Origin of the sequence: Caballeronia sp. NCF2, assembly GCF_023631205.1 — a bacterium.
In the GTDB taxonomy this organism is placed as follows: domain Bacteria; phylum Pseudomonadota; class Gammaproteobacteria; order Burkholderiales; family Burkholderiaceae; genus Caballeronia; species Caballeronia zhejiangensis.
In genome coordinates this window covers 1-23,591 of record NZ_JALQDN010000075.1, presented here as the reverse complement: position 1 = coordinate 23,591, position 23,591 = coordinate 1, and the positions used below count along the sequence as shown (strand labels likewise).

Annotated in this window: 20 protein-coding genes and 1 pseudogene; 12 read left to right on the top strand and 9 right to left on the bottom strand. The window is 60.6% G+C overall.

Features of this window, described 5'->3' with window-relative positions:
- The first annotated feature begins 147 nt into the window (after nt 1–147).
- A pseudogene (gene istB / locus NCS02_RS30210) lies at nt 148–914 on the top strand (IS21-like element helper ATPase IstB).
- Between the two features lie 219 nt (nt 915–1,133).
- Here the strand turns inward: istB and NCS02_RS30205 are convergent.
- Nucleotides 1,134–2,207 (bottom strand): hybrid sensor histidine kinase/response regulator, encoded by a 1,074-nt coding sequence (locus tag NCS02_RS30205; RefSeq protein ID WP_244808665.1) that lies wholly within the window; start codon nt 2,205–2,207, stop codon nt 1,134–1,136.
- 468 nt (nt 2,208–2,675) lie between these two features.
- Between NCS02_RS30205 and NCS02_RS30200 the strand changes: the two genes are divergently transcribed.
- Nucleotides 2,676–3,119: a universal stress protein gene (locus NCS02_RS30200; protein WP_244808664.1), complete on the top strand. Its 444-nt coding sequence runs from the start codon at nt 2,676–2,678 to the stop codon at nt 3,117–3,119.
- 62 nt (nt 3,120–3,181) lie between these two features.
- Nucleotides 3,182–3,502 (top strand): DUF1840 domain-containing protein, encoded by a 321-nt coding sequence (locus tag NCS02_RS30195; RefSeq protein WP_244808662.1) that lies wholly within the window; start codon nt 3,182–3,184, stop codon nt 3,500–3,502.
- Between the two features lie 81 nt (nt 3,503–3,583).
- Here the strand turns inward: NCS02_RS30195 and NCS02_RS30190 are convergent, their stop codons facing one another.
- The gene (locus NCS02_RS30190) at nt 3,584–3,769 is read right to left on the bottom strand and encodes a hypothetical protein (RefSeq protein ID WP_244808661.1); all 186 of its coding nucleotides are present in this window, start codon (nt 3,767–3,769) and stop codon (nt 3,584–3,586) included.
- A gap of 120 nt (nt 3,770–3,889) precedes the next feature.
- Here NCS02_RS30190 and NCS02_RS30185 point away from each other — a divergent pair, with 120 nt between their 5' ends.
- Together NCS02_RS30185 and NCS02_RS30180 are read left to right on the top strand one after the other, a co-directional pair.
- Nucleotides 3,890–4,264 (top strand): sensory rhodopsin transducer, encoded by a 375-nt coding sequence (locus tag NCS02_RS30185; RefSeq protein ID WP_244808660.1) that lies wholly within the window; start codon nt 3,890–3,892, stop codon nt 4,262–4,264.
- Nucleotides 4,265–4,332: 68 nt separating this feature from the next.
- Nucleotides 4,333–4,749, top strand: coding sequence for a low affinity iron permease family protein (locus NCS02_RS30180; protein WP_244808659.1), 417 nt, complete (start codon nt 4,333–4,335; stop codon nt 4,747–4,749).
- Nucleotides 4,750–4,869: 120 nt separating this feature from the next.
- Here the strand turns inward: NCS02_RS30180 and NCS02_RS30175 are convergent, their stop codons facing one another.
- Genes NCS02_RS30175 through NCS02_RS30145 form a run of 7 tightly spaced genes read right to left on the bottom strand, consistent with a single transcriptional unit; the run spans nt 4,870 to nt 13,814 of the window.
- On the bottom strand, nt 4,870–6,645 hold the full coding sequence (locus NCS02_RS30175) for a glycoside hydrolase family 15 protein (RefSeq protein WP_244808658.1): 1,776 nt from the start codon (nt 6,643–6,645) through the stop codon (nt 4,870–4,872).
- A 5-nt stretch (nt 6,646–6,650) separates the two neighbouring features.
- Nucleotides 6,651–7,652, bottom strand: a complete 1,002-nt coding sequence (locus NCS02_RS30170) for an SDR family oxidoreductase (protein WP_250523467.1) — start codon at nt 7,650–7,652, stop codon at nt 6,651–6,653.
- Nucleotides 7,652–9,274 carry a GMC family oxidoreductase gene (locus NCS02_RS30165; protein ID WP_244808848.1) on the bottom strand — a complete coding sequence of 541 codons (1,623 nt, stop codon included), beginning with the start codon at nt 9,272–9,274 and terminating at the stop codon, nt 7,652–7,654. The genes NCS02_RS30170 and NCS02_RS30165 overlap by 1 nt, the downstream gene beginning before the upstream one ends.
- Nucleotides 9,275–9,296: 22 nt before the next feature.
- On the bottom strand, nt 9,297–9,944 hold the full coding sequence (locus NCS02_RS30160) for a gluconate 2-dehydrogenase subunit 3 family protein (RefSeq protein WP_244808656.1): 648 nt from the start codon (nt 9,942–9,944) through the stop codon (nt 9,297–9,299).
- Complete coding sequence (locus NCS02_RS30155) at nt 9,941–10,858, bottom strand: hypothetical protein (RefSeq protein ID WP_244808847.1); 918 nt, start codon at nt 10,856–10,858, stop codon at nt 9,941–9,943. The genes NCS02_RS30160 and NCS02_RS30155 overlap by 4 nt, the downstream gene beginning before the upstream one ends.
- Nucleotides 10,859–10,896: 38 nt before the next feature.
- Complete coding sequence (locus NCS02_RS30150; RefSeq protein ID WP_244808654.1) at nt 10,897–12,003, bottom strand: enolase C-terminal domain-like protein; 1,107 nt, start codon at nt 12,001–12,003, stop codon at nt 10,897–10,899.
- A 14-nt stretch (nt 12,004–12,017) separates the two neighbouring features.
- The gene (locus NCS02_RS30145) at nt 12,018–13,814 is read right to left on the bottom strand and encodes a thiamine pyrophosphate-requiring protein (protein WP_244808653.1); all 1,797 of its coding nucleotides are present in this window, start codon (nt 13,812–13,814) and stop codon (nt 12,018–12,020) included.
- Nucleotides 13,815–14,637: 823 nt separating this feature from the next.
- Between NCS02_RS30145 and coxB the strand changes: the two genes are divergently transcribed.
- The 7 genes from coxB to NCS02_RS30110 all read left to right on the top strand — a co-directional run bounded on the left by coxB (nt 14,638) and on the right by NCS02_RS30110 (nt 23,511).
- Complete coding sequence (coxB, locus tag NCS02_RS30140) at nt 14,638–15,693, top strand: cytochrome c oxidase subunit II (protein WP_244808846.1); 1,056 nt, start codon at nt 14,638–14,640, stop codon at nt 15,691–15,693.
- A gap of 10 nt (nt 15,694–15,703) precedes the next feature.
- On the top strand, nt 15,704–18,304 hold the full coding sequence (gene ctaD / locus NCS02_RS30135) for a cytochrome c oxidase subunit I (RefSeq protein ID WP_250520344.1): 2,601 nt from the start codon (nt 15,704–15,706) through the stop codon (nt 18,302–18,304).
- A complete protein-coding gene (locus NCS02_RS30130; protein ID WP_244808651.1) occupies nt 18,304–18,783 on the top strand; it encodes a hypothetical protein in 480 nt (159 codons plus the stop codon). Before ctaD ends, NCS02_RS30130 begins: the two co-directional genes overlap by 1 nt.
- Nucleotide 18,784: 1 nt before the next feature.
- Nucleotides 18,785–20,110 carry a c-type cytochrome gene (locus NCS02_RS30125; protein WP_425306913.1) on the top strand — a complete coding sequence of 442 codons (1,326 nt, stop codon included), beginning with the start codon at nt 18,785–18,787 and terminating at the stop codon, nt 20,108–20,110.
- Between the two features lie 931 nt (nt 20,111–21,041).
- Nucleotides 21,042–21,281, top strand: coding sequence for an RraA family protein (locus NCS02_RS30120; protein ID WP_244808650.1), 240 nt, complete (start codon nt 21,042–21,044; stop codon nt 21,279–21,281).
- 42 nt (nt 21,282–21,323) lie between these two features.
- The gene (locus NCS02_RS30115; protein ID WP_244808649.1) at nt 21,324–22,616 is read left to right on the top strand and encodes an MFS transporter; all 1,293 of its coding nucleotides are present in this window, start codon (nt 21,324–21,326) and stop codon (nt 22,614–22,616) included.
- Nucleotides 22,591–23,511 carry an SMP-30/gluconolactonase/LRE family protein gene (locus NCS02_RS30110; protein ID WP_244808648.1) on the top strand — a complete coding sequence of 307 codons (921 nt, stop codon included), beginning with the start codon at nt 22,591–22,593 and terminating at the stop codon, nt 23,509–23,511. The genes NCS02_RS30115 and NCS02_RS30110 overlap by 26 nt, the downstream gene beginning before the upstream one ends.
- Nucleotides 23,512–23,591: the final 80 nt, after the last annotated feature.

The following is a 23,591-nucleotide window of genomic DNA, read 5'->3' as shown; positions in this document are numbered from 1 at the left end:
GAATTGGGTGTACATCGTTACCGCCACGTGCGCGACATCCTCATCAACAACCGCGACCGCGCGGCAGCGACCACGCCTGTCGAATGGGTCAGTCCGAGTCACGCGCATGTCCGTGGCCCCAGCTACTACCAATAAAGAGAACCCGCAATGATGATGCACCAAACCTTGACGCAACTACGCACCCTGAAGTTGGATGGGTTCGCTGACGGATTGGAAGAGCAACTGACGCAGCCCGGCACTGCGGCTCTGAGCTTCGAGGAACGCCTGTCGTTGCTGGTCGACCGGGAAGCAAGTTGGCGCGATGATCGTCGCCGCACCCGACTGCTCAAGCAAGCGCGCCTGAAGTATCCGCAGGCCGCCATGAAGATCTCGACACCCGCGCTGGTCGAGGCGTGGACCCACGTTCGCTCACGAGCCTGGCTCTCGGTGACTGGGTCGAGTCGGGATACAGCCTGCTCATTAGCGGCCCAACCGGTGCCGGTAAGTCATGGCTCGCTTGTGCCCTCGCGCAGTATGCCTGCCGACGAGGGCACTCCGCGTTGTACTTGCGCGTGCCTCGTCTCGGCGAGGAACTGCGCGTCCTCCACGGCAACGGCGGCTTCACCAAATGGTTGCTGCAGGTCGCTCGCGTTGATGTTCTCCTGCTGGACGATTGGGGAATGGCTGCCCTCGACGCGATGGTTCGCAACGATTTGCTCGAGATGATTGATGACCGGTCTGCCGGTAAAGCCACGATCGTGACCAGCCAGCTACCAATCGAACACTGGCATGGCTGGATAGGCGACGAGACGATCGCCGACGCAATGCTAGATCGCCTTATGCAGCGTCATCACCGTATCAAACTGACGGGCGAATCTCTCAGAAAACCATCTCCGAAACCCAGCGTGCTCGAACCAGAACTCGACCAAAACTAGCAAGGAAATCTACAATCGACACCGCGCAACGCCCGACCTTGCCAAACGGTCACGTTCCCGAAATCGGCGGTCACGTTCGCCGAAATATGCAGTAAGCGACCGAATCCCGTTCCGTGGCCACGGCAAGCTAGCTGCATTGATTACATATTGGCACTCACCCTCCGCTGAACTGCGATACAAGTTGGAGACAATTGGGGTTACCGGGCGCCGGTCGCGGGCTCAGCCGCAGGTTGCCAGTAGATCGAGCAATGCGTTGATGTCAACCGGCTTGACGAAATGGCGATCGAATCCAGCGGCTTGTGCCTTTAGCCGGTCTTCCGCCTGCCCATAGCCGGTAATCGCAACCAGGATCGGTATCTTGCGCCCTTTAGCGCGCAGGCGTCCTGCCAATTGGTATCCATCCATCCGCGGCAGACCGATGTCGAGCAACGCGACGTCAGGCTGAAACGTTGAGGCCTGTTGTATGGCCTCTTCGGGATCGTAACAAGTCCGGGTCACATGTCCTTCTGACTGACAAACCAGGGAAAGGGAGTCGGCGGCATCCCGGTTGTCATCGACGATCAAGATCTTGAGGTCGTTTCGCGGTGCGCGCACCGGTGCGCGGTGGTTGTCAGCGATGCCAGGAACCTCGTCTTGTCGATTCAACCGCGGGAACGTGATCCTGACGGTGGTCCCAAGGCCAGGTCCGGGACTTTCGATATGTATTGAGCCTTCGTGCATTTCAACCAGCTTGCGCACCAGAGACAGTCCGATGCCCAAACCTCCCTTCGATCGGTCGAGCCTACGCTCTCCTTGCAAAAACAAGTCAAAGATTCGCGGCAGCAAGTCGGCCGCGACGCCTGCGCCAGTGTCCTCAACGACGATCGTGACATGAGCGGAGTCTGCTGATACGCACACACGAATTTCGCCCTCAGCCGGCGTGTACTTGCACGAGTTCTGCAGAACGTTCACCAAGATCTGCGTCATACGCGTCGTATCACCGCAAACCCAGACGGTGTCTCTGGGAACGTCAATCGTCAACCGCTGCTTGTTCTCTTCGACTTGCGGGGCAACTGACTCAGCCGCGCCGTAGACAACGCCGCCGATCAAGAGCGGCTCCCGTTTCAAAACGATGCGCCCCTGCGTAATACGCGAGACCTCGAGCAGATCGTCCACAAGTCGCGTCAGGTGGGTAATCTGGCGTTCCATTGTGGCAAGGAGGAATTGCCCGTCGCTTACAGATGTACCGCGACGAAGCAGACTCACCACGGTTCTGAGCGGTGCGAGCGGATTCCTGAGTTCATGCGCCAGCATCGCCAGGAATTCGAAGTGGCGCCGACGGGAGCGGCTAGCTCTAGCTTCATGGTGGCCTTGCCACCGGTGTGTGACGGGATTGAGCCGGTGAGCTGAGAATAAAAACAATACCATCCAGAATTGCAACGGACGGCGCAAGCCGGATTGCGGGATGTCCTGTCCGTCCAGCGAGAGGTAAAAGGACTTTCAGCGAGCGGGCGGTGCATGAGAAGTAATGCGCGCCCCATTCTTTGAAGTCAGCAAATTGTGCGGCTCCTTATTCGCCAACGCGTCGCCGGCAATGAGCTGGTAGCGATGGCCGCCGCTCCCGCTTCGAACAGTTCACGACGGCCGCCGAACCATCTGCTGGTTCCCAAATGCGCTGACGTACGTCATACGCCGGAGATAGAAAGGGTTCGCCCGTCCGCTGGCTATTTCCGCAAAATGTATCATAATGTGATGTATCCGCGCTGAAGACGCGGAGGAACCGTGACCAGCTATCACCGAATCCTGTTGTGTTATGACGGCACGGCCGAAGGGCGCCGCGCGCTTCGTCTCGGCGCTCAACTCGCCCGCGACCTTCACGTTGAAACACATCTGCTGGCGGTTATCGACGACACGGAGTGGATGCAGGGCCTCCCCGTCATTCCTGCAATGTCGTTTGCGCATGAGCAACAGACCGCGAAGGCGTTGCTGGAGGAAGGCGTGGACAAGTTGGCGGATCTCGGCGTCGTAGCGCAAGGCCATCTGGCGGTCGGGAATCCAATAATGGAAATTTCCGCTTGCGCAAAAGCGCTCGATATCGATCTGATCGTCGTCGGGCATCACCGGAGCGGTCGTTTCTACCGTTGGTTGACCGGGCAAGACGAGGGCCGGTTTTTGGATCACGTCTCCTGCAGCGTGCTCATGACAACGGGACCACAGGCGCCGTAGACGCGGTAGGAAAAGCCCGCGCCGTTTGTCCGAATCAAGCGTTCGTGCCAAGGAGTATGACAATGCTGATAAAATTCCATTCGAAGGCCACGCCCGATGTTGTCATGTTGCGCGACCTCGCCGGCTATCTTCTAGCCGTTATCGGTAAGCGCATCGGGTCCCGAGGCGTCATCCTGCATAGCGAGTTTGACAACGCGATCGATCGCCTGGAGACAGTTCTGAAGGAAGACGAAGGTATCGCTTACGAGCACGGTGCGATTTATCGTCCCCTGTCGCGTACTGCCGAGCGGACCGGGATGGGTCTCCAATCGCGGGCGCTGCCATTCCTCGATATGTTGCGGGAAGCTAGGCGCAAAGACGCGGACATTATCTGGAGCGCATAGAAAGCGAGCGGCGTCTCGTGCGGATCGAGCAAACCAGATTCTCGGCGCCGCCGGTGCAAAGCGTCACCACAAGGATCACCGCTAGGAAATGATCGGCACCGCTTCGATCAGCGCAAAGCCAATCAGCGCGCCCAGCACCGCGCCCACCACCCGCGGATGCCAGCGCTCGAGATGCAGCCTCGCGAACAGCGCTCCAACGAAGATGATTCCCAGGAGCGAAAAGACGGTGATGACATATCCTATCTCGAAGTCGTTGTTAATCAACATGGCTCCTCCAACCTCGTCCTTTCCTAAAATATATATCATGATGTGATGTATGCAAGCGGCGAAAGGAGCGGTTATTGCTGAATCATTGTTGGTGGAACGGGCGATGGATGAGGAGGATGCATGCGCGCGATAGGAAAAAACAGATGGGCGATCGCTGAAGGCTATCTGCCGCCTTATAGCAATGGTCCCGGACCTGACCTGCAGAGCCATGAGGCGGCGTGCATCCTCAATGCGGGCGACGAAGACGCACATATCGAACTTACAGTCTTCTTCAAGGATCGGGCACCCGCTGGGCCATACCGCGTCACCGTGCCAGCCCAGCGGACGTTGCATATGCGCTTCAATGATCTCTGCGAACCCGAGAAGATCCCAACTGGGACTGAGTACGCGAGCTACTTCGAATCGGATGTACCTGTGGTCATTCAGCACACTCGCCTGGATTCGCGGCAATCAGAGCTGGCTTTGCTGAGCACGGTCGCATTTGGCAGCGACTGACACTTCACGGCGCGAAACGTCGAGCGCCAACGCACGTGGCCTGCTATATAGGTTGGTGGAGACGAGAGATGAAGACTTCCTGGTTCCTTAGCTTCTCGAATTCACTCGCTCGACTGGCGGGGCGCTCCTGGACGTTCGTCACTGCTGGAAGCCTCGTTGTTGTTTGGGCAGCATCGGGCCCGCTGTTTCACTTCAGCGATACTTGGCAACTGGTGATCAATACATCGACGACGATCGTTACGTTCCTCATGGTATTTCTGATTCAGAACACTCAGAATCGAGACACGGCGGCCATGCAGATCAAACTCGATGAGATCATCCGAGCGATTGACACTGCGCACAACGCGCTGCTCGATCTTGAACAACTGGATCAGAAGGAACTCGCCGATTTTCGGAAGCATTACGAGAGACTTGCAAAGATAGCGCGCAGCGATTTGCGGTCGTCAAGCAGCGGCGCAAAAATCGTGGACGGTGTCAAGCACTAGCCAAGCGCGCGCGAGGGCGCAGTGCTCAGGAAAGCAAGCCTGCAGAGTGCAATCGACATGTTGCATTGTCTAACGGCGAAATCGCCTGCTGTCTCCGTGACCGGGACTTTAACGATGTGGCTAACCGCCGCCTCGTTGCAACGTCGGCCCGCATAAGCCGAGCGCCGTATTGACGACTGCAAGATGGCTAAGCGCCTGCGGGAAATTTCCGGCCAGTTCGTGGCGCTGCGCGTTGTACTGTTCGGACAGCAGCCCGACATCGTTTGCCGTGGCTAGCACGCGTTCGAACTGCTGCCGCGCCTCTCTTGTGCGCCCTTGAAGGTTCAGGCAATCGGCCATCCAGCATGAGCACGCGAGAAAAGTGCCTTCGTTAGCGTTCCCGGCGTGCCGCTCTAGGCGTCGAATCAAACCGTCCTCGCAGAGGTCGCGGCGGATGCGTTCAATCGTCGAAGCCATGCGCGGATCGTCAGCGCACAGAAAGCCGACGAGCGGCAACAACAAGAGGCTCGCATCCAACGTTTCGCTGCCGTAGTACTGCGTGAAGCTGCCGAGCCCTTCGTTCCAGCCTTCGCGAAGCACTTCTTCGCGAATGTGTTCGCGCAGTGAAGCCATCCTCTTCGCGAGTGGCGAAAGGGCGCTTTCCGCTGCGCAATGCTTCACGAAACGATCGAGCGCGACCCAGACCATCACGCGCGAATAGGTGTAGTGACGGGGTTCACCGCGCGACTCCCAGATGCCCGCGCCGGGCAAGTGCCAGATTTTCTCGAGATGTTCGACGATGCGCGTCTCGATTACCTGTTCCTGGTCCGCCGACTCGAGCCCGCCGCGTCTCGCCACATCGAGGCAATCGATGACTTCTCCCAACACGTCGAGCTGATGCTGATGCGCCGCTGCATTGCCGATGCGTACGGGCTTCGCATACCGATGACCTGGCAGCCAATCGACGTTCCATTCGCGCAAATGACGCCCGCCGTCCACGCGGTACATGATCCGGCTGCGCTCCGGCGCGCACGCGATCGCGCGCAGCAGCCAGTCGCGCCACGCGCCGGCTTCTTCGTAGTAGCCGGCGTTGAGCAGCGCAACCATCGCGAAACTGGTGTCTCTCAGCCACGCGTAGCGGTAGTCCCAATTGAGCCTTCCTCCCGGCGCTTCCGGTAGCGATGTTGTCGGAGCAGCGACGATCGCGCCGGTGCGACGATGGATGAGCGCCTTCAGAGTCAAAAGCGAACGACGGGTCTGCACCGGCCAAGCCGTGCGGTTGTCGTCGAACGTGCTAATCCAGTCTCGCCAGAAGCGTTGCGTCGAACGCAGGGCGATGTCGACGTCGAACGCTTCGGGAAGCGGTTCGTGCGCGTGACCATAGCTCAACGCGAACTTCATGGATTCGCCCGCTGCGACGGTGAAGGTCGCGAGTATCGCTCCGTCGCAGACCGTCATCTCGACATTCGCACGAAGTAGGACACGGTCGGTTCCTATACGGGCCTGCATCGCGCCGTCGACGCGTTCGATGAGCGGCTCGAGTTCGCCGTAGTTGAAGCGCAGCCGCAAATCCGAGCGCATCTCGACGACACCGCGCAAGCCGGTCACGATGCGCACGACCGAACTCGGACCGTCGCTGACGGGCATAAAGTCGGTCACGCGCGCCGCGCCTTCGCCGACCTCGAAGTCGGTTTCCATGATCAGCGTGTCGTGCTGGTAGCGACGCGCGTTGCGCTCGATGCGCATGACCGGGCTGAGCGTCCAACAGCCGTTGTCCGAGGTGCCGAGAAGTGCGGCGAAGCACGCGTCGTCGTCGAAGCGTGGCCAGCATAGCCAGTCGATAGAGCCGTTGCGGCTGAGCAGTGCAGTCGTTTCGCCGTCGCCTAGGAGCGCGTAATCGTCGATGGGGCGGCTCATTCGGCTCAGCTCCGTTTTTTAGCGACGAAGTGCAGCAGGCCCACCGCGCCAAGGCTCGCGAGCCCCCAGAAAAACGAGCGATGGCGATCGGTGAACATCTCCCAGCTATGCTGCCGGGCTTCGTCATCGAACCGCCCATGTGCCCCAAAGTCGCCCGGCACAGCTTCGAACAGATTGCCTGCTGCGTTGTATTCGAGCGGCTCGTCGGTGAGCTGACCATCGTATCCCGCGCGTGCCAGGTATCGGTCGATTAGCGCGGGCGCGATGCGGTTCGCAAGAATAGCCTTCACCGTCGAGAACCCGAGCCATACTTCGCGCCGTCGGTGTGTCGCCGCGAAAAAGATCGCGCGCGCCGCGACTTCCGGCTGAAAGATCGGCGCGTCCGGCCGCGCGCGCTTGCCGGTCTTGTTCATCGACCAGTCGAACTGCGGCGTGTTGATCGCCGGAAGCTCGACCACCGTCAGGTGGACCTTGAGCTTGTCGTGGATGATTTCCGAGCGCAGCGAATCTGTAAAGCCGCGAATGGCGAACTTCGCGCCGCAATACACCGATTGCAGCGGTACCGAGCGGTACGCCAGCGCCGAGCCAACATTCACAATCGTCCCTCGATTTCGCGTTCGCATGCGCGAGAGCGCCGCCATCATGCCGTGGACCTGACCGAGATACGTGACGCGCGTACCGCGCTCGATTTCCTCGGCCGTGAGCGCGGAGACGGGCGCGAAGGCGGTCGCCATCGCGACGTTGACCCACACATCGATTGGGCCGAGCGTGTCTTCTACGTGCGATGCCGCTGCCTCGACGGCGCGCGCATCGGCGACATCGGTCGACATGGCGAGCGCGCGCACGCCGAAGGCCGCCTCGATCTGCGCAGCGGCTCGCGCGAGCCGCTCACCATCGCGCGACAACAGTGCGACGTCATAGCCGTGGCGGGCGAACTCATCGGCAGCTGCACGCCCGACGCCCGCACCGGCGCCGGTGATGACAGCAATTCTTCGTGTCTCGCTCATCAGAGATCTCCACGCGCGGCGAGCGCCTCGATACGGTCAGCGGTGCGCAGCGCGATCGCCTGTATGGTCAGCGACGGATTCACGCCGCCGACGGTCGGGAAGACGGAGCCGTCGCAGATCCACAAGTTGTCGATGTCCCAACTGCGGCAATCGCCATTGACGACGCTCGTCGAAGGGTCATCGCCCATGCGCGCAGTGCCGTTGAGATGGCAGGTGTCGTCGATTTCGCGCCAGACGTCGCGCGCACCCGCCGCTTCGAGCGCGAGGCTCATGAAGTCGAGCGAATGCGCGACCAGTCGCTTGTCGTTGTCGCACAGCGAATAGGTCACGCGCGCGATGGGCAGGCCGTACTGATCCTTTTCGTCGGCGAGCGTCACCCGATTGCGCTCCTGTGGCATGGTTTCCCCGACGATCTTCAGCCCCGCCTGATGGTTGTACTTCTGCATCTCGTCGAGCAAGGACTGGCCCCACAGACCTCTACCGTTCTGCGTCGATGCCCATGCCACCGGCAGCGGTCCTTGGCTCATATAGCAATACCCGCCGAAGAAGTCCTTGCCTTTGTCCTCGTAGTTCCAGTGCTCAGTCAGCGCGAGCGACGGCGGCCCTTTGTACCAGCGCACTTCTTCGTCCATCGTGCCCCACGCGGCCTGATTGGTCTGAACCATCAAATTCTTGCCGACGAGGCCTGAACGATTGGCGAGGCCATCGGGAAAACGGTCCGTCGCGGAGTTGAGTAAGAGCCTCGGCGTTTCGATTGCATATCCGGCGACTACGACGTTGCGTGCGCGCTGAAACTGCCAGCGTCCTTCGCGAAAGTATTCGACCCCAGTGGCGCGCCCGTCGTCACCCATGACGATGCGGCCGACCATCGCGAGATCGCGGACTTCAGCGCCCGCGCGCACGGCGCGCGGTATCCACGTGACGAGCGCGCTTTGCTTCGCGTTCGTCGCGCAACCCGAGACGCAAAAGCCGCGATAAACGCACGGATGCGCTTCGCCGCGCGGCGCGGAGACCGTGGCGAGCGGCGTCGGCGCCCAGTCGATGCCAAGCGCTTCACAGCCGCGCGCCAACACGAGCGCCGCGGCGTTCAGCTCATGGGCGCGATACGGATAGCGCGGCCGCTTTGGACCCCACGGATAGTTCACTGGTCCGGCGATCTTCAGCGCCTCTTCGACTTCGGCGTAATAACGCCACATTTCGCGCCAGTCGATCGGCCAGTCGGTGCCGTAGCCGAGCAGTGTGCGCGACTTGAACCATTCCGGCCGAAAGCGCAGCGAGACCATCGCGAAGTGAACTGTGCTGCCGCCGACGGCTTTGCCGCTATTGTTGTTGCCGAGCTTGAGCGGATTCTCGCCTTCGCAAATGCGCTCGTCTGTCCAGAAGAGCTTGCCCTGATGGGTCTCATCGGACGCGAACTCTTCAAGCGGACGCCACCACGCGCCGGCATCGAGCGCGACGACCTTGAAGCCTTTCTCCGCGAGACGGCAGGCAAGCGTGCCACCGCCCGCGCCCGTGCCGACGATCGCAAAGTCCACCGCTTCGTCCTGCGGATACTCGCGCATTCGAACCCATGCGCCGGGATGGAACACGTCGGGCGCGCGACCATTCTTCCCGCGCGGCATGTGCTGCGCGTCTTGGGACGAATCAGCGGGCACGACGATTCTCCTTCTGCGCGGCCTCTTTGTGGCCGGCATTTGCTTCGACGGCTTCCCATGGGTCGCGCCGGTCGGCGACCATGCGTACATAGCCGCGCGGATTGGCCGGGCCGCCGAAGCCGATTTCGCTCCACACATGCGGATGCGCGTAGTACATCCCGCAGATGTCGTGCAGCACACGCTCGGCGAAGAAGAGGGCGGGCGGCATACCGTTCCATTCGGCGCTATCGAGCTTGCCTTGCTGCATGTCGACGAGAAGCGCATGCTGGCGGTCATGCTCGATGCTCGCAAACGGCAGTTCGTGACGCGCCCGGCTTTCGGCATCCAGCGCGCGAAGGCCGATGCGCCACGCGTCGCGCATGGGCGGCAGACGCGCATCGCGATATCCGTCGCCAGTATTCTTCATTAGGCGCGCATCGACGAGAGCGGCGACCGGCACGTTGGGGCGCTGACTGTCCTGTGGCACGATGCATGCGCACAGCGCGCAAAGCCCGCGCCATTCGACAGCATCGAAGAAGTGCGGCCCGTCGGGCGTCGCGAGCCGCTCGTCGATGACATGGCGCGTGACGTCGTCCCACGAAGGCGTGTCACGCTTGGTCATCACGTCGTAGCCGGGATAGCGGGGTAGGTCCTTCATTTCTTCTCGGTCTCCCGAAGACGCAGCGCCGCGAGTCCCGCGAGTGCGAGCGCCGAAAAACTCGGCGGTGCGGGCAGCGGCGGTCCATTAAAGAGATTTTGGCTCCAGTTGCGCCAGCCGCCACGCGCGCGCGCGACGCCGCGGGCATGAAATCCGACACCGATGAACCCGAGTGCCGTCGTCACGCGCAGCCATAACCGCGTGAACCAGCGCTCGCGCGGACGAGCGAGGGCGGCATTGACGAGCAGCGCCGATGCGACCGGCGGAACGACGATCGGCGCATACATGACCGGGTTCTGGAACGCACCACGAAAATGCAGCAGCGCGACTTCGCCGAGGGTCCCGACCAGTCCTGCGCTCGTGACGAGCGCGAGCGCCTGTCCCGCCGGCATGCCGAAAAGACCCGGCTCGTGCGCGGGCTCGTCGCGCAACCGCTCGGATACCGCGCCGAGTGCGCCCGAGAGCAGCAACGCCATCGGTGCGCCGATCGGCGCCGCATAGAACAGGTTATGCCAGCTCCAACCGCCGGGGCGCTTCGTGATGTTGTAAAGATGGAACCCGGTCCCAGCGACGCCGGCGAGTGCCGCGCTGACATAGACTGCATTGCGCACCGGATGATGCGTCGGTTCGTGATCGGAGCCGCCATGCAAGCCGGCGAAGAGCGACAGCGTCGAGACGACGAGCGGGGTGTACATCGCGGGATTGTCGAACGAGCCGCGATAGTGCTCCATCGCGCTGTCGGCGAGCACGGACAGCGCGAGCAGCGCGGAACTGTGATTGAAAGTGCGCGCCGTATCGATGTGCATCTGCATCGCCGGGCGATGCGGCTTGCGCCCGCCCAGGCGCACGAGCGCGAGTCCAGCCGCAGCGATTGCGCAGCCAATGGCGATGTCGATTGTTCTGGTTTGCGTCATGTTCTTCGCTTCGTTGTGTTCCATTCGCTCGCCGCGCGTCAGACCGCATACCGATGCGCATCAGCATGCCTGAAATCGAGTCCGCAACCCGGTCGCGACCAGTCCGGCGCGATCGCGCCGTCGCGCGCACGCGGTGCCCCGTCGAAGAGCATCGACTCGATGCGCACGTGATCGTGAAACCATTCCTGATGCCGCAAACGCGCAGCTGCGCACGCTACATGCAGATGGAGGGCGGGTGCGCAGTGGGCCGACAGCGGAATATGAAACGCGTCGCACAGCGTTGCTGTGCGCAGGAAGCCCGTGATGCCGCCGCAGCGAGTGGCATCGGCCTGGAGCACATCGATGGCTTCGTTGGCGAGCAGCGCGCGGAAGTCGTCGATCGTGTAGCCGTATTCGCCCGCAGCGAGTTCCATATGCGCGGGCAGTGCGTCGCGCAACGAAGCCAGGCCGGCGAGATCGTCCGACGACACCGGCTCTTCGAACCACTCGACGTCATGCTGGGCGAACCGTTGGGCGTAGAAGAGGGCCTGCTTGCGATCAAACGCCCCGTTGGCATCGACGAAGAGGCCTGCGTCATCGCCGATCGCTTCTCGCGCGACGGCCACGCGATGCGGATCGCGCGAAGGCTCGGTACCGATTTTGATCTTCACCCATCGGCATCCGTCTTCGTGCACCCAGTTCGAGAGCTGGTCGCGAATGTCGTTGTCGCTGTACGTGGTGAAGCCGCCGCTGCCATAAAGTGGCACGCGGTTGCGCACCGCGCCGAGCAGACGCGCGAGCGGCAAGTCGAGCAGGCGCGCCTTCACGTCCCACAACGCGCAGTCGAGCGCCGATATCGCGCAGGCGGCGATCCCCGAGCGGCCAATGTTTCGCACGCGCCGCTGCATGCGTATCCAAAGGGCGTCGATGTTCCAGGCGTCTTCGCCGACGAGTGTCGGGGCGAGCGTCGATTCGATGAAGCTCGCGGTCGTCGCGTCGTTGTAGGTATAGCCGATGCCCGTCTTGCCTGCTGCGGTAAGCTCTACAACCACGAGCGTCGTCGATTTCCAGGCGAAAGTACCATCGGCTTCGGGCCGGTCGGTCGGGATGGTGTAGGCGCGCGCCCGAACCGCTTCGACCGGTGCCTCGCGTTTTGTGAGGTGCATTAGGCTGGCCTCCGTTAATTGTCCTTATGTCCCGGCAACACTGCACCCAGCACCTGTTTCGCAGTGTCGACGATGATGTTGCCTTCGTTCGGATCCCCTTCGAAAAGCGTCGTAGCGAAAGCTTTTGCCTGTTGCAAGGTGATGTGCGGCGGCAGTGGGGGAACATTTGGATCGGCTTTCACCTCGATCACGACGGGCCGGTCTGAGCCCAGCGCTTCATCCCATGCTGCGCTCATGCGCTCGGCGTCATCGACGTAAATTCCCCGAAGTCCGATCAATTCAGCGAAGCGGTGGTATTGCACCGACGGAATGTCTTGCGACGCTTCGAACTTCGGGTCACCGTTCATGACGCGCTGTTCCCAGGTAACTTGATTCAGGTCATCGTTGTGAAGCACCATGCAGATCCAGCGCGGATCGGACCATTGCTTCCAGTACTTCGCGACCGTGATAAGCTCGGCCATGTTGTTCATCTGCATTGCGCCGTCACCCACCAGCGCGATCACCGGCCGCTCAGGGTGCGCGAATTTTGCCGAAATCGCATAGGGCACGGCTGCGCCCATCGACGCGAGTCCCCCGGAAAGCGAGCACATCATGCCGCGCTTGACTTTCAGATCACGCGCGTACCAATTTGCGCATGATCCCGAATCACTGGTGACGATGGCGTTGGACGGTACGCGCGGCGATAACTCCCACACCGTGCGCTGCGGGTTCACGCCCGCGGTTCCCGACACTAGCGCGCGCTTCTCGAGCTTTTGCCACCAGTCGGTCATCCAGCCTTCGATGTCCTTGCGCCATGCGCGATCCGTGCTTGGTTCGAGCAGCGGCAAAAGCGCGCGCAGCGTCTCCGCGCTGTCGCCAACAAGATTGACTTCCATCGGATAGCGAAGGGACAGCATGTCGGGTTTGATGTCGATCTGTACTCCGCGCGCCGCGCCTTCTTTCGGGAGGAACTCCGAGTAAGGAAAGCCCGAGCCGATCATCAGCAAGGTGTCGCATTCGGTCATCAACTTGTAGCTCGGCTCCGTGCCGAGCAGACCGATCGAGCCGGTCACGTAGGGCAGATCATCTGGAAGCGCGGCTTTGCCTAAGAGTGCTTTCGCGACGCCCGCGCCGAGTTTTTCCGCCACCGCGATCACTTCGTCGGTCGCCTGCAACGCGCCCGCGCCGACGAGGATCGCGACCTTCTTGCCCGAGTTGAGGATCTCCGCGGCTCGTTGCAAATCATCTGGATACGGCACGGTCTTGGGCGCGCGATAGCCTACCCCGGAGTGCAACGTCCCGTGTTTGCGCGGCGGCGGCTCGTATTTGAGTTCCTGCAAATCGTTTGGGAATACAAGCGCAGCGACTTTCCGCTCGCCCAGCGCAGTTCGGACGGCTCGGTCGACAAGATGACGAACCTGGGCGGGAACACTTGCTTGTTGCACGAAGGCGCCCGCGACGTCCTTAAACATCGATTGGAGGTCGACTTCCTGTTGGAAGTGGCCACCGAGCGATGCGCGCGCTTGCTGTCCGGCGATGGCGAGCACGGGCATGTGGTCTAGTCGTGCGTCGTAGAGACCAGTGAGGAGGTGCGCTGCACCAGGTCCGGATGTCGCCAGACAAACCCCAAGCTCGCCAGTGAACTTTGCATGCGCTGAAGCCATAAAGGCAGCCATTTCCTCATGCCGCGTCTGAACGAATTCGATCTTGCCTTGCGCACGATTCAACGCCCCAAGGATGCCGTTGATACCATCGCCGGGATAGCCAAAAATGCGACGCACGCCCCATGCGTGCAGGCGGTCGACCAAGAAATCGCCGACGGTGATAGACATGGTTTGCTCCTTGGTTGCAGCGAAGAAGATTGTGACTTGGGCTGAAGTCGATATGTCATAACGTGATGCAATGAATGTGCCGCGTTCGGACGGACGAGGGGCTTAAGCGCATCGAAGGCACCGTTAGTCTTCTGCAAGCAAGCTTCGCAACGCCCTTATTGGTCTAGATGTAAGGCAGCGACTCGATGGACGCATCGTTCGCCTTGCGAGTGAGATGCGCCTATACATGACGACGATCTTTGTCTCACAGCTTGCGTTCAACGAGCTGTGCGCGCTCGCAGGAGAACCAACACTCCGGCCAGGCGGGCCTTGAGACGCTCGGCGAGCTCCCCGATCGTCGCCCACAAGCGTCCCGGCGTGTCGCCCGCGTGGACCGATAGAGACGTTTGAAGCGCGGTGATCCCGGGCGATTGCGCTAACGCTTCGGATTGCCGCAGCTGCGTTCTCAGGACCTGTCGATAATGCGAGAGGTGCTGCACATCGTCACTGCCGTGCACCGCGCGCCTTACATGTTCTTGTCGATCAGCCGACACCGCTGCTACCGCTAACGTTAGGTGCAAGCCGCGCCAAGCTCACGTCAGCGATCCGTTCGCGCACGCCCTAGCAAACTTTGCAAGCGTTTGAAAAAATATCACACTGTGATACATATCGTTTGGGGTGAGTCGTACGACGTGTGCACCGGTTGCGTCGCGCGACCAAATTGGAATAGCAGTTGCTCAGCGCTCAGCAAGCCGACGCAGCCAAATCTGGCATTGATCGGGCGCAGGAAGAAGGCGGAAGTGCATTCAAGCGATTTCGGTCCGAAGATCCAGGAGACAGCGTGGTGCGCCGTGTTCTCGTGTCGGTTGTGCAGGTCGGAGCCTTGCTCTGTGCCGCGCTCCATCATCTCGGCGCCCTCGGCGCCGAAGCGCCTTCGCGCGAAGCAGACTTGCTGGCGGCAGCGTCGACGCCGCTCGCGTATTTTCTGCGCAGCAAGGGGCCCGCTGCACAGCCAGTCATTTATCTCGGATGGACGCTTGCGACCATATGCGTGCTCGTGTGCGTGATCATCGCAGCAATGCTTCTCATCGGCATGTTTCGGCGCAGGAAGCAACAGGACGCGCGAGCGCTCGTCTCCGAGGGTGGGCTGCGTTTGGTCTTTGTTGGCTCCCTGCTCTCCACAATTGCGCTTTTCGGCATTGCCGTCTATATGCTTTCTGTGCTCGCGGAGGTCGCAGACCCGCCAAATGCGCCAGAGTTGACTGTGGCGGTTACTGCCTACGATTGGTGGTGGAAAGTCGACTATGGAGAGGGCGAGAGCCACTTCTCAACGGCCAATGAGTTGCATATTCCATCCGGCGTGCCGGTGCTCGTGCTGCTGAAAAGTGCCGACGTCATCCACGCTTTCTGGGTGCCGGACTTGTCGGGCAAGACGCAGACGATTCCCGGTATCACAAACCGGCAGTGGATTCAGGCGGACCACCCGGGGATTTTTCGAGGCCAATGCACGCAGTATTGCGGCGTACAGCACGCCCATATGGCGTTCGAGGTGTACGCACAGCCGCAGGCAGACTATGACCGTTGGTACGCCGCGCAAATGAGGGCAGCACCCGCACCGTCGACAGCGCAAGCGATACGAGGGAGGAAGCTCTTCGAAGAACGCTGCGCGGGATGCCATACGGTTCGGGGCAGCAAAGCCGCCGGCGTTCAGGCGCCCGATCTCACCCACGTGTTGTCGCGTCGGCTGCTTGCGGCAGGAAGCGTCGTCAATACACCGGAGAACCTGATCGACTGGATCCAGCACGCTCAGGAAATCAAGCCCGGCACGCTCATGCCCGACATGAAGCTCGCGCCCGCTGAAGCGAGCGACTTGTCGTCCTACCTCGCCACTCTCAAGTAAGGAACAGACGATGGCCGCTATCGGTGATCGAAGCGCTGCGCAGGCCCATCGGGTCGCCTTCCGACGCGAGCCTGAGTTTGGCAGCGTCCCTCAGGGGTCGGAGGCCGAAAAGCACCTGCGTGAAATCTGGGAAGGCGATGCCGGTTGGCGCGGTTTCATTACAACCGTCGATCACAAAAAGATCGGCTTGCGCTACATCGTGACAGCCTTCCTGTTTCTTTTGCTGGGCGGAATTGAAGCGCTTGTTATGCGGCTGCAGCTCGCACAGCCCAACCAATCACTGGTGACGCCTGGCCAGTTCGCCGAACTTTTCACGATGCACGGCGTTACGATGATCTTCTTGTACGCGCTTCCGGTGCTCAGCGGCTTCTCGAATTACCTGTGGCCGCTCATGTTGGGATCGCGCGACATGGCGTTTCCCCGTCTGAACGCGCTTTCGTATTGGGTCTTTCTCTTTGCCGGCATCTTCCTTTATGGCAGTTTTCCGTTCGGGCAGGCGCCCAACGCCGGCTGGTTCAACTATGTGCCGCTTTCATCCCTGGAGTACAGCCGGGGAATAAATATCGATGTCTATTCCCTCGGTATGGTGCTTCTGGGCATCTCGACGACCGTTGGGGCAGTGAATTTTGTGGTCACGCTTTTTCGCATGCGCGCGGTCGGCATGTCGGTGGACCGGCTGCCGATTATCGTGTGGGGCACGCTTACCATTTCGTGTGCAAATCTCTTCGCCGTGCCGTCGGTGAGTCTGGCGTTCCTGCTGCTGTGGATGGACCGAAATATCGGTACGCATTTCTTCGACGTGGCGAGCGACGGCCGGCCGCTGCTCTGGCAGCACTTGTTCTGGATGTTCGCGCATCCGTGGGTTTACGTCGTCGTGCTGCCCGCTATGGGCATCGTCTCGGATGCCCTGCCGACCTTCTGCCGTCGTCCCCTCGTCGCGTACGCGGCTGTAGCGATGGCTACTGTCGTCACGATGATTGTCGGTTTCGAAGTGTGGATCCATCACATGTTCGCAACCGGGATCACGCCCCTGGCACTGGCCTTCTTTGGCGCGGCGAGCTTGCTCATTTCGATTCCAAGCGCGGTCGCCGTATTTGCATGGGTCGCGACGATATGGACTGGACGGCCCGTTTTCGCCGTACCGTTCCTCTATTTCGCGAGTTTTGTGCTGATGTTCGTCATTGGCGGCGTCTCCGGCGTGATGACGGCCGCAGTGCCGCTCGACTGGCAGCTTACCGAGACCTACTTTGTCGTGGCGCATCTGCATTATGTGCTGCTGGGGATCAATGTTTTCCCGGTCTTCGGCGGAATCACCTACTGGTTTCCGAAGTTCACCGGACGGATGATGAATGAACGATGGGGCAAGATCGCGTTCTGGATCATCCTCGTGGGCTTCAATCTTGGCTTTTTCCCGATGCACATCTCGGGTTTGCTCGGCATGCCTCGGCGCATCTACACCTATCCTGAAGGCATGGGGTGGGATACGTCGAATCTGATCACGACAATCGGTTCCTTCATTTTTGCGTTAGGCGTGCTGCTCTTTGTGGTGAACGCACTCGTCTCGGCACGCCGCGGACGTGAAGCGCCGAAGAACCCGTGGGACGCGCCTGGGCTCGAATGGTCGACCGAGTCGCCGCCGGCGCCGTACAACTTTGCAGTCTTGCCGGTGATCGAATCGCGGCATCCGATGTGGGAGGATCGCCTTCAGCCGAAGGGGCGGCAGTCGAGCCTGGCATCGGGTTACCTGCTTCATCGGGGACGGGAAGCGCTTGGAGTACACCCTTTCAGCGGCAGCCCCGATGTCATTCTTAAGATGCCCGAAGATGCGTGGTCGCCGTTTTTCCTCGGGCTTTTTGGCGCGCTTGTTTTTCTAGGCGTGCTGCTGCGCTCGCCATCTTTCACCGTTGTGGCACTCGCGGCGGCAGGCGCAACACTCATCGCGTGGATGTGGCCGCGGCGCGCGCTTGGGCAGCGCGAGCCCCCCGAACCCGCGCAGACAGTTCCCGCGAACACAGGCAGAAGCAAGGATGCTCTGCCGGTCGGAAGTGCGGGGGAGCACTCAGGCGGATGGTGGGGTGTCTTGGCACTCGTCGCGACGGAAGCCAGTCTTTTCGGTTATCTGATCTTCTGCTACTTTTACTCGCAATCGCAGACGACCCTCCCGTGGCCGCCGGAGGGCATGCCGAAGATCGGCACCGGCGCGCTGAGCACCGGCACACTCATCTTGAGCAGCGTGTTCGCGTGGCTCTCAGAGCGAACGCTCAAGAAAAGCAAGCGCTGGCAAGCATTCGGTTGGATGTTGGTCGCTATTGCGCTGGGCATCACCTTCGCTGGCATGCAGTGGAAGGAGTGGCACGACCATCCGTACGGTATTACCGCTCATCTCTACGGTTCGCTTTACTTCACTATCACGGGCTTTCATATGGCCCACGTCGCCGTCGGGCTAGTTATTCTGGTTCTGCTCGCCGTATGGATAGCGTTAGGGTACTTCGACGCGGAGCGCAATGCGCCCATGCGAATTGGCGGACTCTACTGGCATTTCGTCGACGTCGTCTGGCTGTTCATCTTTACGTCGTTGTATGTGACGCCGTTCTGGATGCGAGGCCACTGATGCAAACACTCGTCTCCGCGGAGAAGTCTGCGCTCACCGAAAGCGAGAAGCGCCGTCTTGGCCTATGCGCGAGTGGAGGCTTTTTCTTCGCGCCCGGCGCATGGCTGCTTCAAGTGATGATCTCCGAGACGATCTCCGCCCAAGCCTGCTCCGCTGGATCGATCACGCGTGTCAAACCAGTCCTTCCGAATCTCGTCGGATGGTTGTATGGAACGTCGATCGCTGCCTTCGCCGTCGCGGCCATATGCGCCGCACTCGCCGTGTACGGCTTCGTGTTCCTAAGGCACAAGGAAAAGCGGGTCAAAGAACGGCGTTCGGATGCAGAGTCGTCCGAGGAGCCATCGCGCGATGAGGAGGAGGTGAGCCGTAAGCGGTTCGTTGCACTGTGCAGCGCGCTGATCGGCTGCGGATTTGTCGTCGGGCTGTTGTTCACGGTCCTTGCGGAAGTGTTCTTCCAATCTTGTAGCCAGTGGCATTGACATGAACGCGATCAGAACCCGAGATTGGCTTGTCAACGCGCTCATGATTGTGGCGCTAAGCGCATGTGGCGAACGCTCGACGGATCGTTTGTCCGACAACATTTCCGCGCAGTCACCGTCGACGACCGATCCGAATCTGATTGCGCGAGGCGAATATCTTGCAAAAGCCGGCGACTGCAGCGCCTGTCACGACGCTGCGGACCACACGCCGCTGGGCGGCGGCATGCCTGTGAATTCGCCTTTCGGTCCGATCTATGCGACTAATATCACACCGGACCCCGAGTTCGGTATCGGGCGCTATAGCTTGCGAGACTTCGCCGACGCTCTGCGCGAGGGCAAACGCCGCGACGGCAAGCGGCTTTATCCGGCGATGCCATATCCTTCGCTTGCGAACTTGACCGACGATGACGTGACCGCGCTGTATGCGTATTTGATGCACGGCGTCGCATCGGCCGCCAAGCGCGCGCCCGAGACGCACTTGCCGTTTCCATTCAACCAACGTTGGGGCATGCTGTTCTGGAGTCTCGCCTTCGGCAATCACGACCGGTACCAAGAGAATTCCAAACAAACCGCGCAGTGGAACCGAGGCGCATATCTCGTACAAGGACTTGGACACTGCGGTGCGTGTCACACGCCGCGAGGCCCCGCTTACAATGAACTCGGCTATAGCGAAGCGTCACCATGGTATCTGACTGGTGGCGTCAATGATCACTGGCTCGCCCCTAATCTGACCGGCGATCCAAGCAGTGGTCTCGGGCGCTGGTCGGCGGACGACATCGTTAGATTCTTGCGAACCGGCCACGGCGCGGGTGCAATCGCATTTGGCGCCATGGCCCCTGTAGTTGAGGAGAGCACGCAGCATCTGTCCGAAGCGGATCTTTATGCCATCGCACTCTACTTGAAGTCACTTCCGGCTCGACAGACCTACGGCAGTTTCTCAAACAACGCGCACGCGCGGGTGCAAACTGCACGAAGTATTCGGACCGGTGAAGTCGAGCGTCCTGGCGCCGGTGTGTATCTATCGTTTTGCGCACGATGCCACCAGGCGGACGGACGGGGTCAGCCTGGAAAAGCTGCAGCGCTCGCCGGCAATCCGCTTGTGCTAGCCGACGATCCGACATCAGTGATGCGCATCGTCATAGAAGGCAGTAAGAGTCCCAAAACCGACACGGGACCCGAACCTCAGGAGATGCCCGGTTTCCACGGCAAGCTGACGTCCGCAGAAATTGCTCAAGTGGTGAGCTTCATTCGTGGCGCTTGGGGCAATCACGCCGCACCGGTGGCGGATCGGGAAGTAGAGCGCCTGCGATCGGCGATCCACCAGTGAAGGGCGCCTGCAGTGCCGTAGAAATAGCGGAGAAAGGCATTCAAATGCTCATCGAAACATTGCAACTACGGGGGCTCCTCATCGTCCATTTGTTGGTGCGCGAATGAGATGTCTTCAGGGGTCGCAGCGCAGCATCTGGCTATCCGTGGTTGGAGGCATGCTGGCTGGCGGGGGCATTCTGAACGTGCTGAACGAAGAACTTGCTGAGGACCGACGAAGCCGGGTTGCCTGTTGACGAGCCGCGGCAACAATTGCCTCGCGCCCACGACAACGCGCTCTGGGTTTTGCAGCTTTGCGCACGCCGGGGGGTGGGCGGGCAGAGGCGGCCACCCCTTCCTTAATGTCAACGTGACAAGAGAGCCGCCCCGCCAGCATTTGCCGTCGATATCAAGCAGCGTGGCACGACCATGGCTCAATGAACTGCAACCTTCGACTCAGTATGCTGCTTCGAGTACTTTCATCGGCGCGCCACTCGTCCTGCGCAAAGTTATCGCGGACATTCTGGATCGCCCGCGGACCGATGCGCGGCTACTCTACGCAGTGCCTTCGGACTGCGCTCCCGGTCTTCGGAACTGTCACCGGTCCGTCGGTATCTCGACCAAAACCAACGGGCACCTCGCAACATAATTCGCGATGCTGCATGTCCGGCGGCCCGGCGGGCGGTTCACCCTTGACACTTAAGCACCGACCGCGGCGCACTGTTGCAAGACGTCGAGATACTCTGATCGCCACAACCACGAAGCAATCGACGTCGCTTCGACAGCGTCGGTCACTTCTTGGAGATCGTCCGCGTCGATCCTTTTGTCTCCGTCGACATGGCGTCAGCGCCGCTCTCAAGAGTGTCGGGCGTGCCTTCTAACTGCTTGCGCGCGAGGTCCCAAAACTTTTCAACCCCGCCGGTCCGACCAAGGGCCTTGACGGCCGTATCGGTGTGCCCATTTCGCTGGGTGGCGTTTCAGTCGAGCCGGGCGATCTGGTCATCGGTGACTGTGACGGCGTCGTCGTCATCCCGCGTGCTGATGTGGACAAGGTCCTGAAGGCAGCGGAAAAGAAGCTCGAAGCAGAAGCGCAACGAATCGCCGAAATCCGTGACGGCATTCTGGTTTCGCCGTGGCTCGACGACGCACTGCGCGCCGCAGGCGTGATTGGAAAGGACGAAACACTCGAGTAATCAGCTGCGCGGTTCAAAAAACACATATTTGGAGACGATGCAATGAAACGCCGATATTGGATATACCTGTTCTTATTTTTATTGACGGTCGTGAACTACGTCGACCGCGTCGCGTTATCCATTGCGTCGTCCCAGATAAGCAAGGAGTTGTCCCTGTCGCCGGTCAATCTCGGCTACCTTTTTTCATCGTTTCTTTGGCTGTACGCTGTCGCGCTCATCCCGATGGGCATGCTGGTCGACCGGTTCGGGAGCAAACGCCTTAACGCGTGGGGCATCGGGTTCTGGTCGCTGGCGACTGCATTAACCGCTTTCACGGGCGGGTTCATTTCTTTGCTGGCGACCCGACTTTTGATGGGCCTAGGTGAATCGACTTCGTATCCCGCCGGCGGCCGAGTGATTCGCGAGTGGGCGCCTGCCTCGGAGCGCGGAATCGCAACGTCCATCTTTCACGCGGGCAGTCTCTTGGGACCGGCCATTGGCGCTATCGGACTAGGATGGGTGGTGACGACCTACGGTTGGCGCGCCGCGTTCTTGGTTGCCGCGTCAACTGGGTTTGTCTGGTTGGCCGCACGGCTGTTGTGGTTCAGACAGCCGGAGGACGTGAAGTGGCTGAGCGCGCAGGAGCGTGAGCACATCCTTTCGTCTCGAAACACCGTAGGACCTTCGAGCACGGTAGAGCCGGCGCGGCTCGGTTTCGGCGCGTTGGTTCGTTCGAAAACCATCTGGGCCATCGCTTTCACTCATGGTTGCGCCGTATATGCGACCTATCTCTTTCTCACCTGGATGCCAAGCTACCTGCAGGCGGAAAAAGGCATGAGCATCACGCGAAGCGCCCTTTTCACCGCGCTTCCTTACGCCGGTGCAGCGGTGCTTGGTGTTTTGATCGGCATGTGCAGTGACCGGTATCTGCGCGGTAAGAACATCGCCGGTGGCAGTCGCAGAGCCGTGGTCGCCATATGCTTGCTGATGTCCGCACTCATTCTGTTGGTTCCGATGGCCGACCAGCTGTGGCTCGTGATGCTTCTGCTGACTCTCTCCCTCACTGGCTGCACCGCCGCAGTCGCGTCGAACCTCTCGCTGGTGAATGACTTGTTGCCGTCTAAAAAAGATTCGGGGACGGCCATCGCGATGATTAGCGTAGGCGGCAACGGCTTCGGCCTGATGGCTCCTATCGCAACCGGCTACGTCGTATCGATGACGCATAGCTACCAGGCAGGGTTCGTTATAACTGGAGTTTTGGTGCTGGCGGCCGCTGCTGCAACGCTGGTGCTGACCCGTCGTCCTATCACTGCAACGGAGACTACGAGCGATGTTTGCATTACCCGAAACGCTTGAGGCTCAGCCGTTTGCGTGCTTGCCCGACGAGCTGCGCACCGGTAGTCAAAAAAGTGAATGGAATGCGGGCCAACCGGCTGGCCTGCACGCTTCGAGTTTCCTTGAAGGACCGTCTTTTGACCGCAACGGCGTTCTCTGGTGTGTGGATGTAGTCAACGGGCGACTGCTCAACATCGACCAAGAAGGTCACTTCTCGGTGGCAGTGGAATACGACGGCTGGCCGAACGGTCTCAAGATCCGTGAAGACGGTCTCGTATTCGTTGCCGACTACAAGCACGGCATCATGGTGCATGAGCCGGGCTCGAACGTTGTAAAGCCCTTTTTGGTTCGTGCAGGCATGGAGCGATTCAAGGCCGTCAACGACTTGTTCTTCGCGGCCAATGGGGACCTTTTCTTTACAGATCAAGGACTCACCGGCCTTCATGATCCGACCGGGCGCTTATTCCGCGTAACGCGGGACGGAAAGGTCGACTGCCTGCTGTCGAATGTCCCCAGCCCGAACGGCCTGGTGATGGACCTTGATGAACGTGCGCTGCTACTCGCGGTCACGCGAGCGAATGCGGTGTGGCGGGTGCCGATCCTCAATGGTGGTGTTGCAAAGGTCGGTACCTTCATCCAGCTTTCGGGCGGGGTTGGTCCTGATGGTCTCGCGCTGGATTCCTCGGGCGGTCTCCTGATTGCCCACGCCGGTATGGGAGCCGTCTGGGTTTTCAATGCTCGGGGTGAGCCGACTTACCGGGTAAATACGCCAGCCGGAAATCTTTCCACGAACCTCGCGTTCGGCGGGCCTGAAAACCGAGACATCTTCGTCACGGAGTCTCGAAGCGCCCAGATTTACCGAGCACGCGTCCAGGTTCCGGGCAAGGACATGGTTTCGCATCGGCCCGCGATCTAGCGACGCTGCTGTTCGTCGCGCTGATCATCGGCGGCGGCGCGGGCGCGTACATCGCGGCAAAAGTCGAGATGACGAAGATG

Bases quoted from the DNA above. Each gene is read 5' to 3' on its own strand.
- ctaD (WP_250520344.1), top strand. From the start codon at position 15,704: ATGGCCGCTATCGGTGATCGAAGCGCTGCGCAGGCCCATCGGGTCGCC.
- NCS02_RS30130 (WP_244808651.1), top strand. From the start codon at position 18,304: ATGCAAACACTCGTCTCCGCGGAGAAGTCTGCGCTCACCGAAAGCGAG.
- NCS02_RS30180 (WP_244808659.1), top strand. From the start codon at position 4,333: ATGAAGACTTCCTGGTTCCTTAGCTTCTCGAATTCACTCGCTCGACTG.
- NCS02_RS30175 (WP_244808658.1), bottom strand. From the start codon at position 6,645: ATGAGCCGCCCCATCGACGATTACGCGCTCCTAGGCGACGGCGAAACG.
- NCS02_RS30155 (WP_244808847.1), bottom strand. From the start codon at position 10,858: ATGACGCAAACCAGAACAATCGACATCGCCATTGGCTGCGCAATCGCT.
- NCS02_RS30125 (WP_425306913.1), top strand. From the start codon at position 18,785: ATGAACGCGATCAGAACCCGAGATTGGCTTGTCAACGCGCTCATGATT.
- NCS02_RS30115 (WP_244808649.1), top strand. From the start codon at position 21,324: ATGAAACGCCGATATTGGATATACCTGTTCTTATTTTTATTGACGGTC.
- NCS02_RS30145 (WP_244808653.1), bottom strand. From the start codon at position 13,814: ATGTCTATCACCGTCGGCGATTTCTTGGTCGACCGCCTGCACGCATGG.
- NCS02_RS30160 (WP_244808656.1), bottom strand. From the start codon at position 9,944: ATGAAGGACCTACCCCGCTATCCCGGCTACGACGTGATGACCAAGCGT.
- NCS02_RS30195 (WP_244808662.1), top strand. From the start codon at position 3,182: ATGCTGATAAAATTCCATTCGAAGGCCACGCCCGATGTTGTCATGTTG.
- NCS02_RS30205 (WP_244808665.1), bottom strand. From the start codon at position 2,207: ATGCTGGCGCATGAACTCAGGAATCCGCTCGCACCGCTCAGAACCGTG.
- NCS02_RS30150 (WP_244808654.1), bottom strand. From the start codon at position 12,003: ATGCACCTCACAAAACGCGAGGCACCGGTCGAAGCGGTTCGGGCGCGC.
- NCS02_RS30170 (WP_250523467.1), bottom strand. From the start codon at position 7,652: ATGAGCGAGACACGAAGAATTGCTGTCATCACCGGCGCCGGTGCGGGC.
- NCS02_RS30185 (WP_244808660.1), top strand. From the start codon at position 3,890: ATGCGCGCGATAGGAAAAAACAGATGGGCGATCGCTGAAGGCTATCTG.
- NCS02_RS30110 (WP_244808648.1), top strand. From the start codon at position 22,591: ATGTTTGCATTACCCGAAACGCTTGAGGCTCAGCCGTTTGCGTGCTTG.
- NCS02_RS30190 (WP_244808661.1), bottom strand. From the start codon at position 3,769: ATGTTGATTAACAACGACTTCGAGATAGGATATGTCATCACCGTCTTT.
- NCS02_RS30165 (WP_244808848.1), bottom strand. From the start codon at position 9,274: ATGCCGCGCGGGAAGAATGGTCGCGCGCCCGACGTGTTCCATCCCGGC.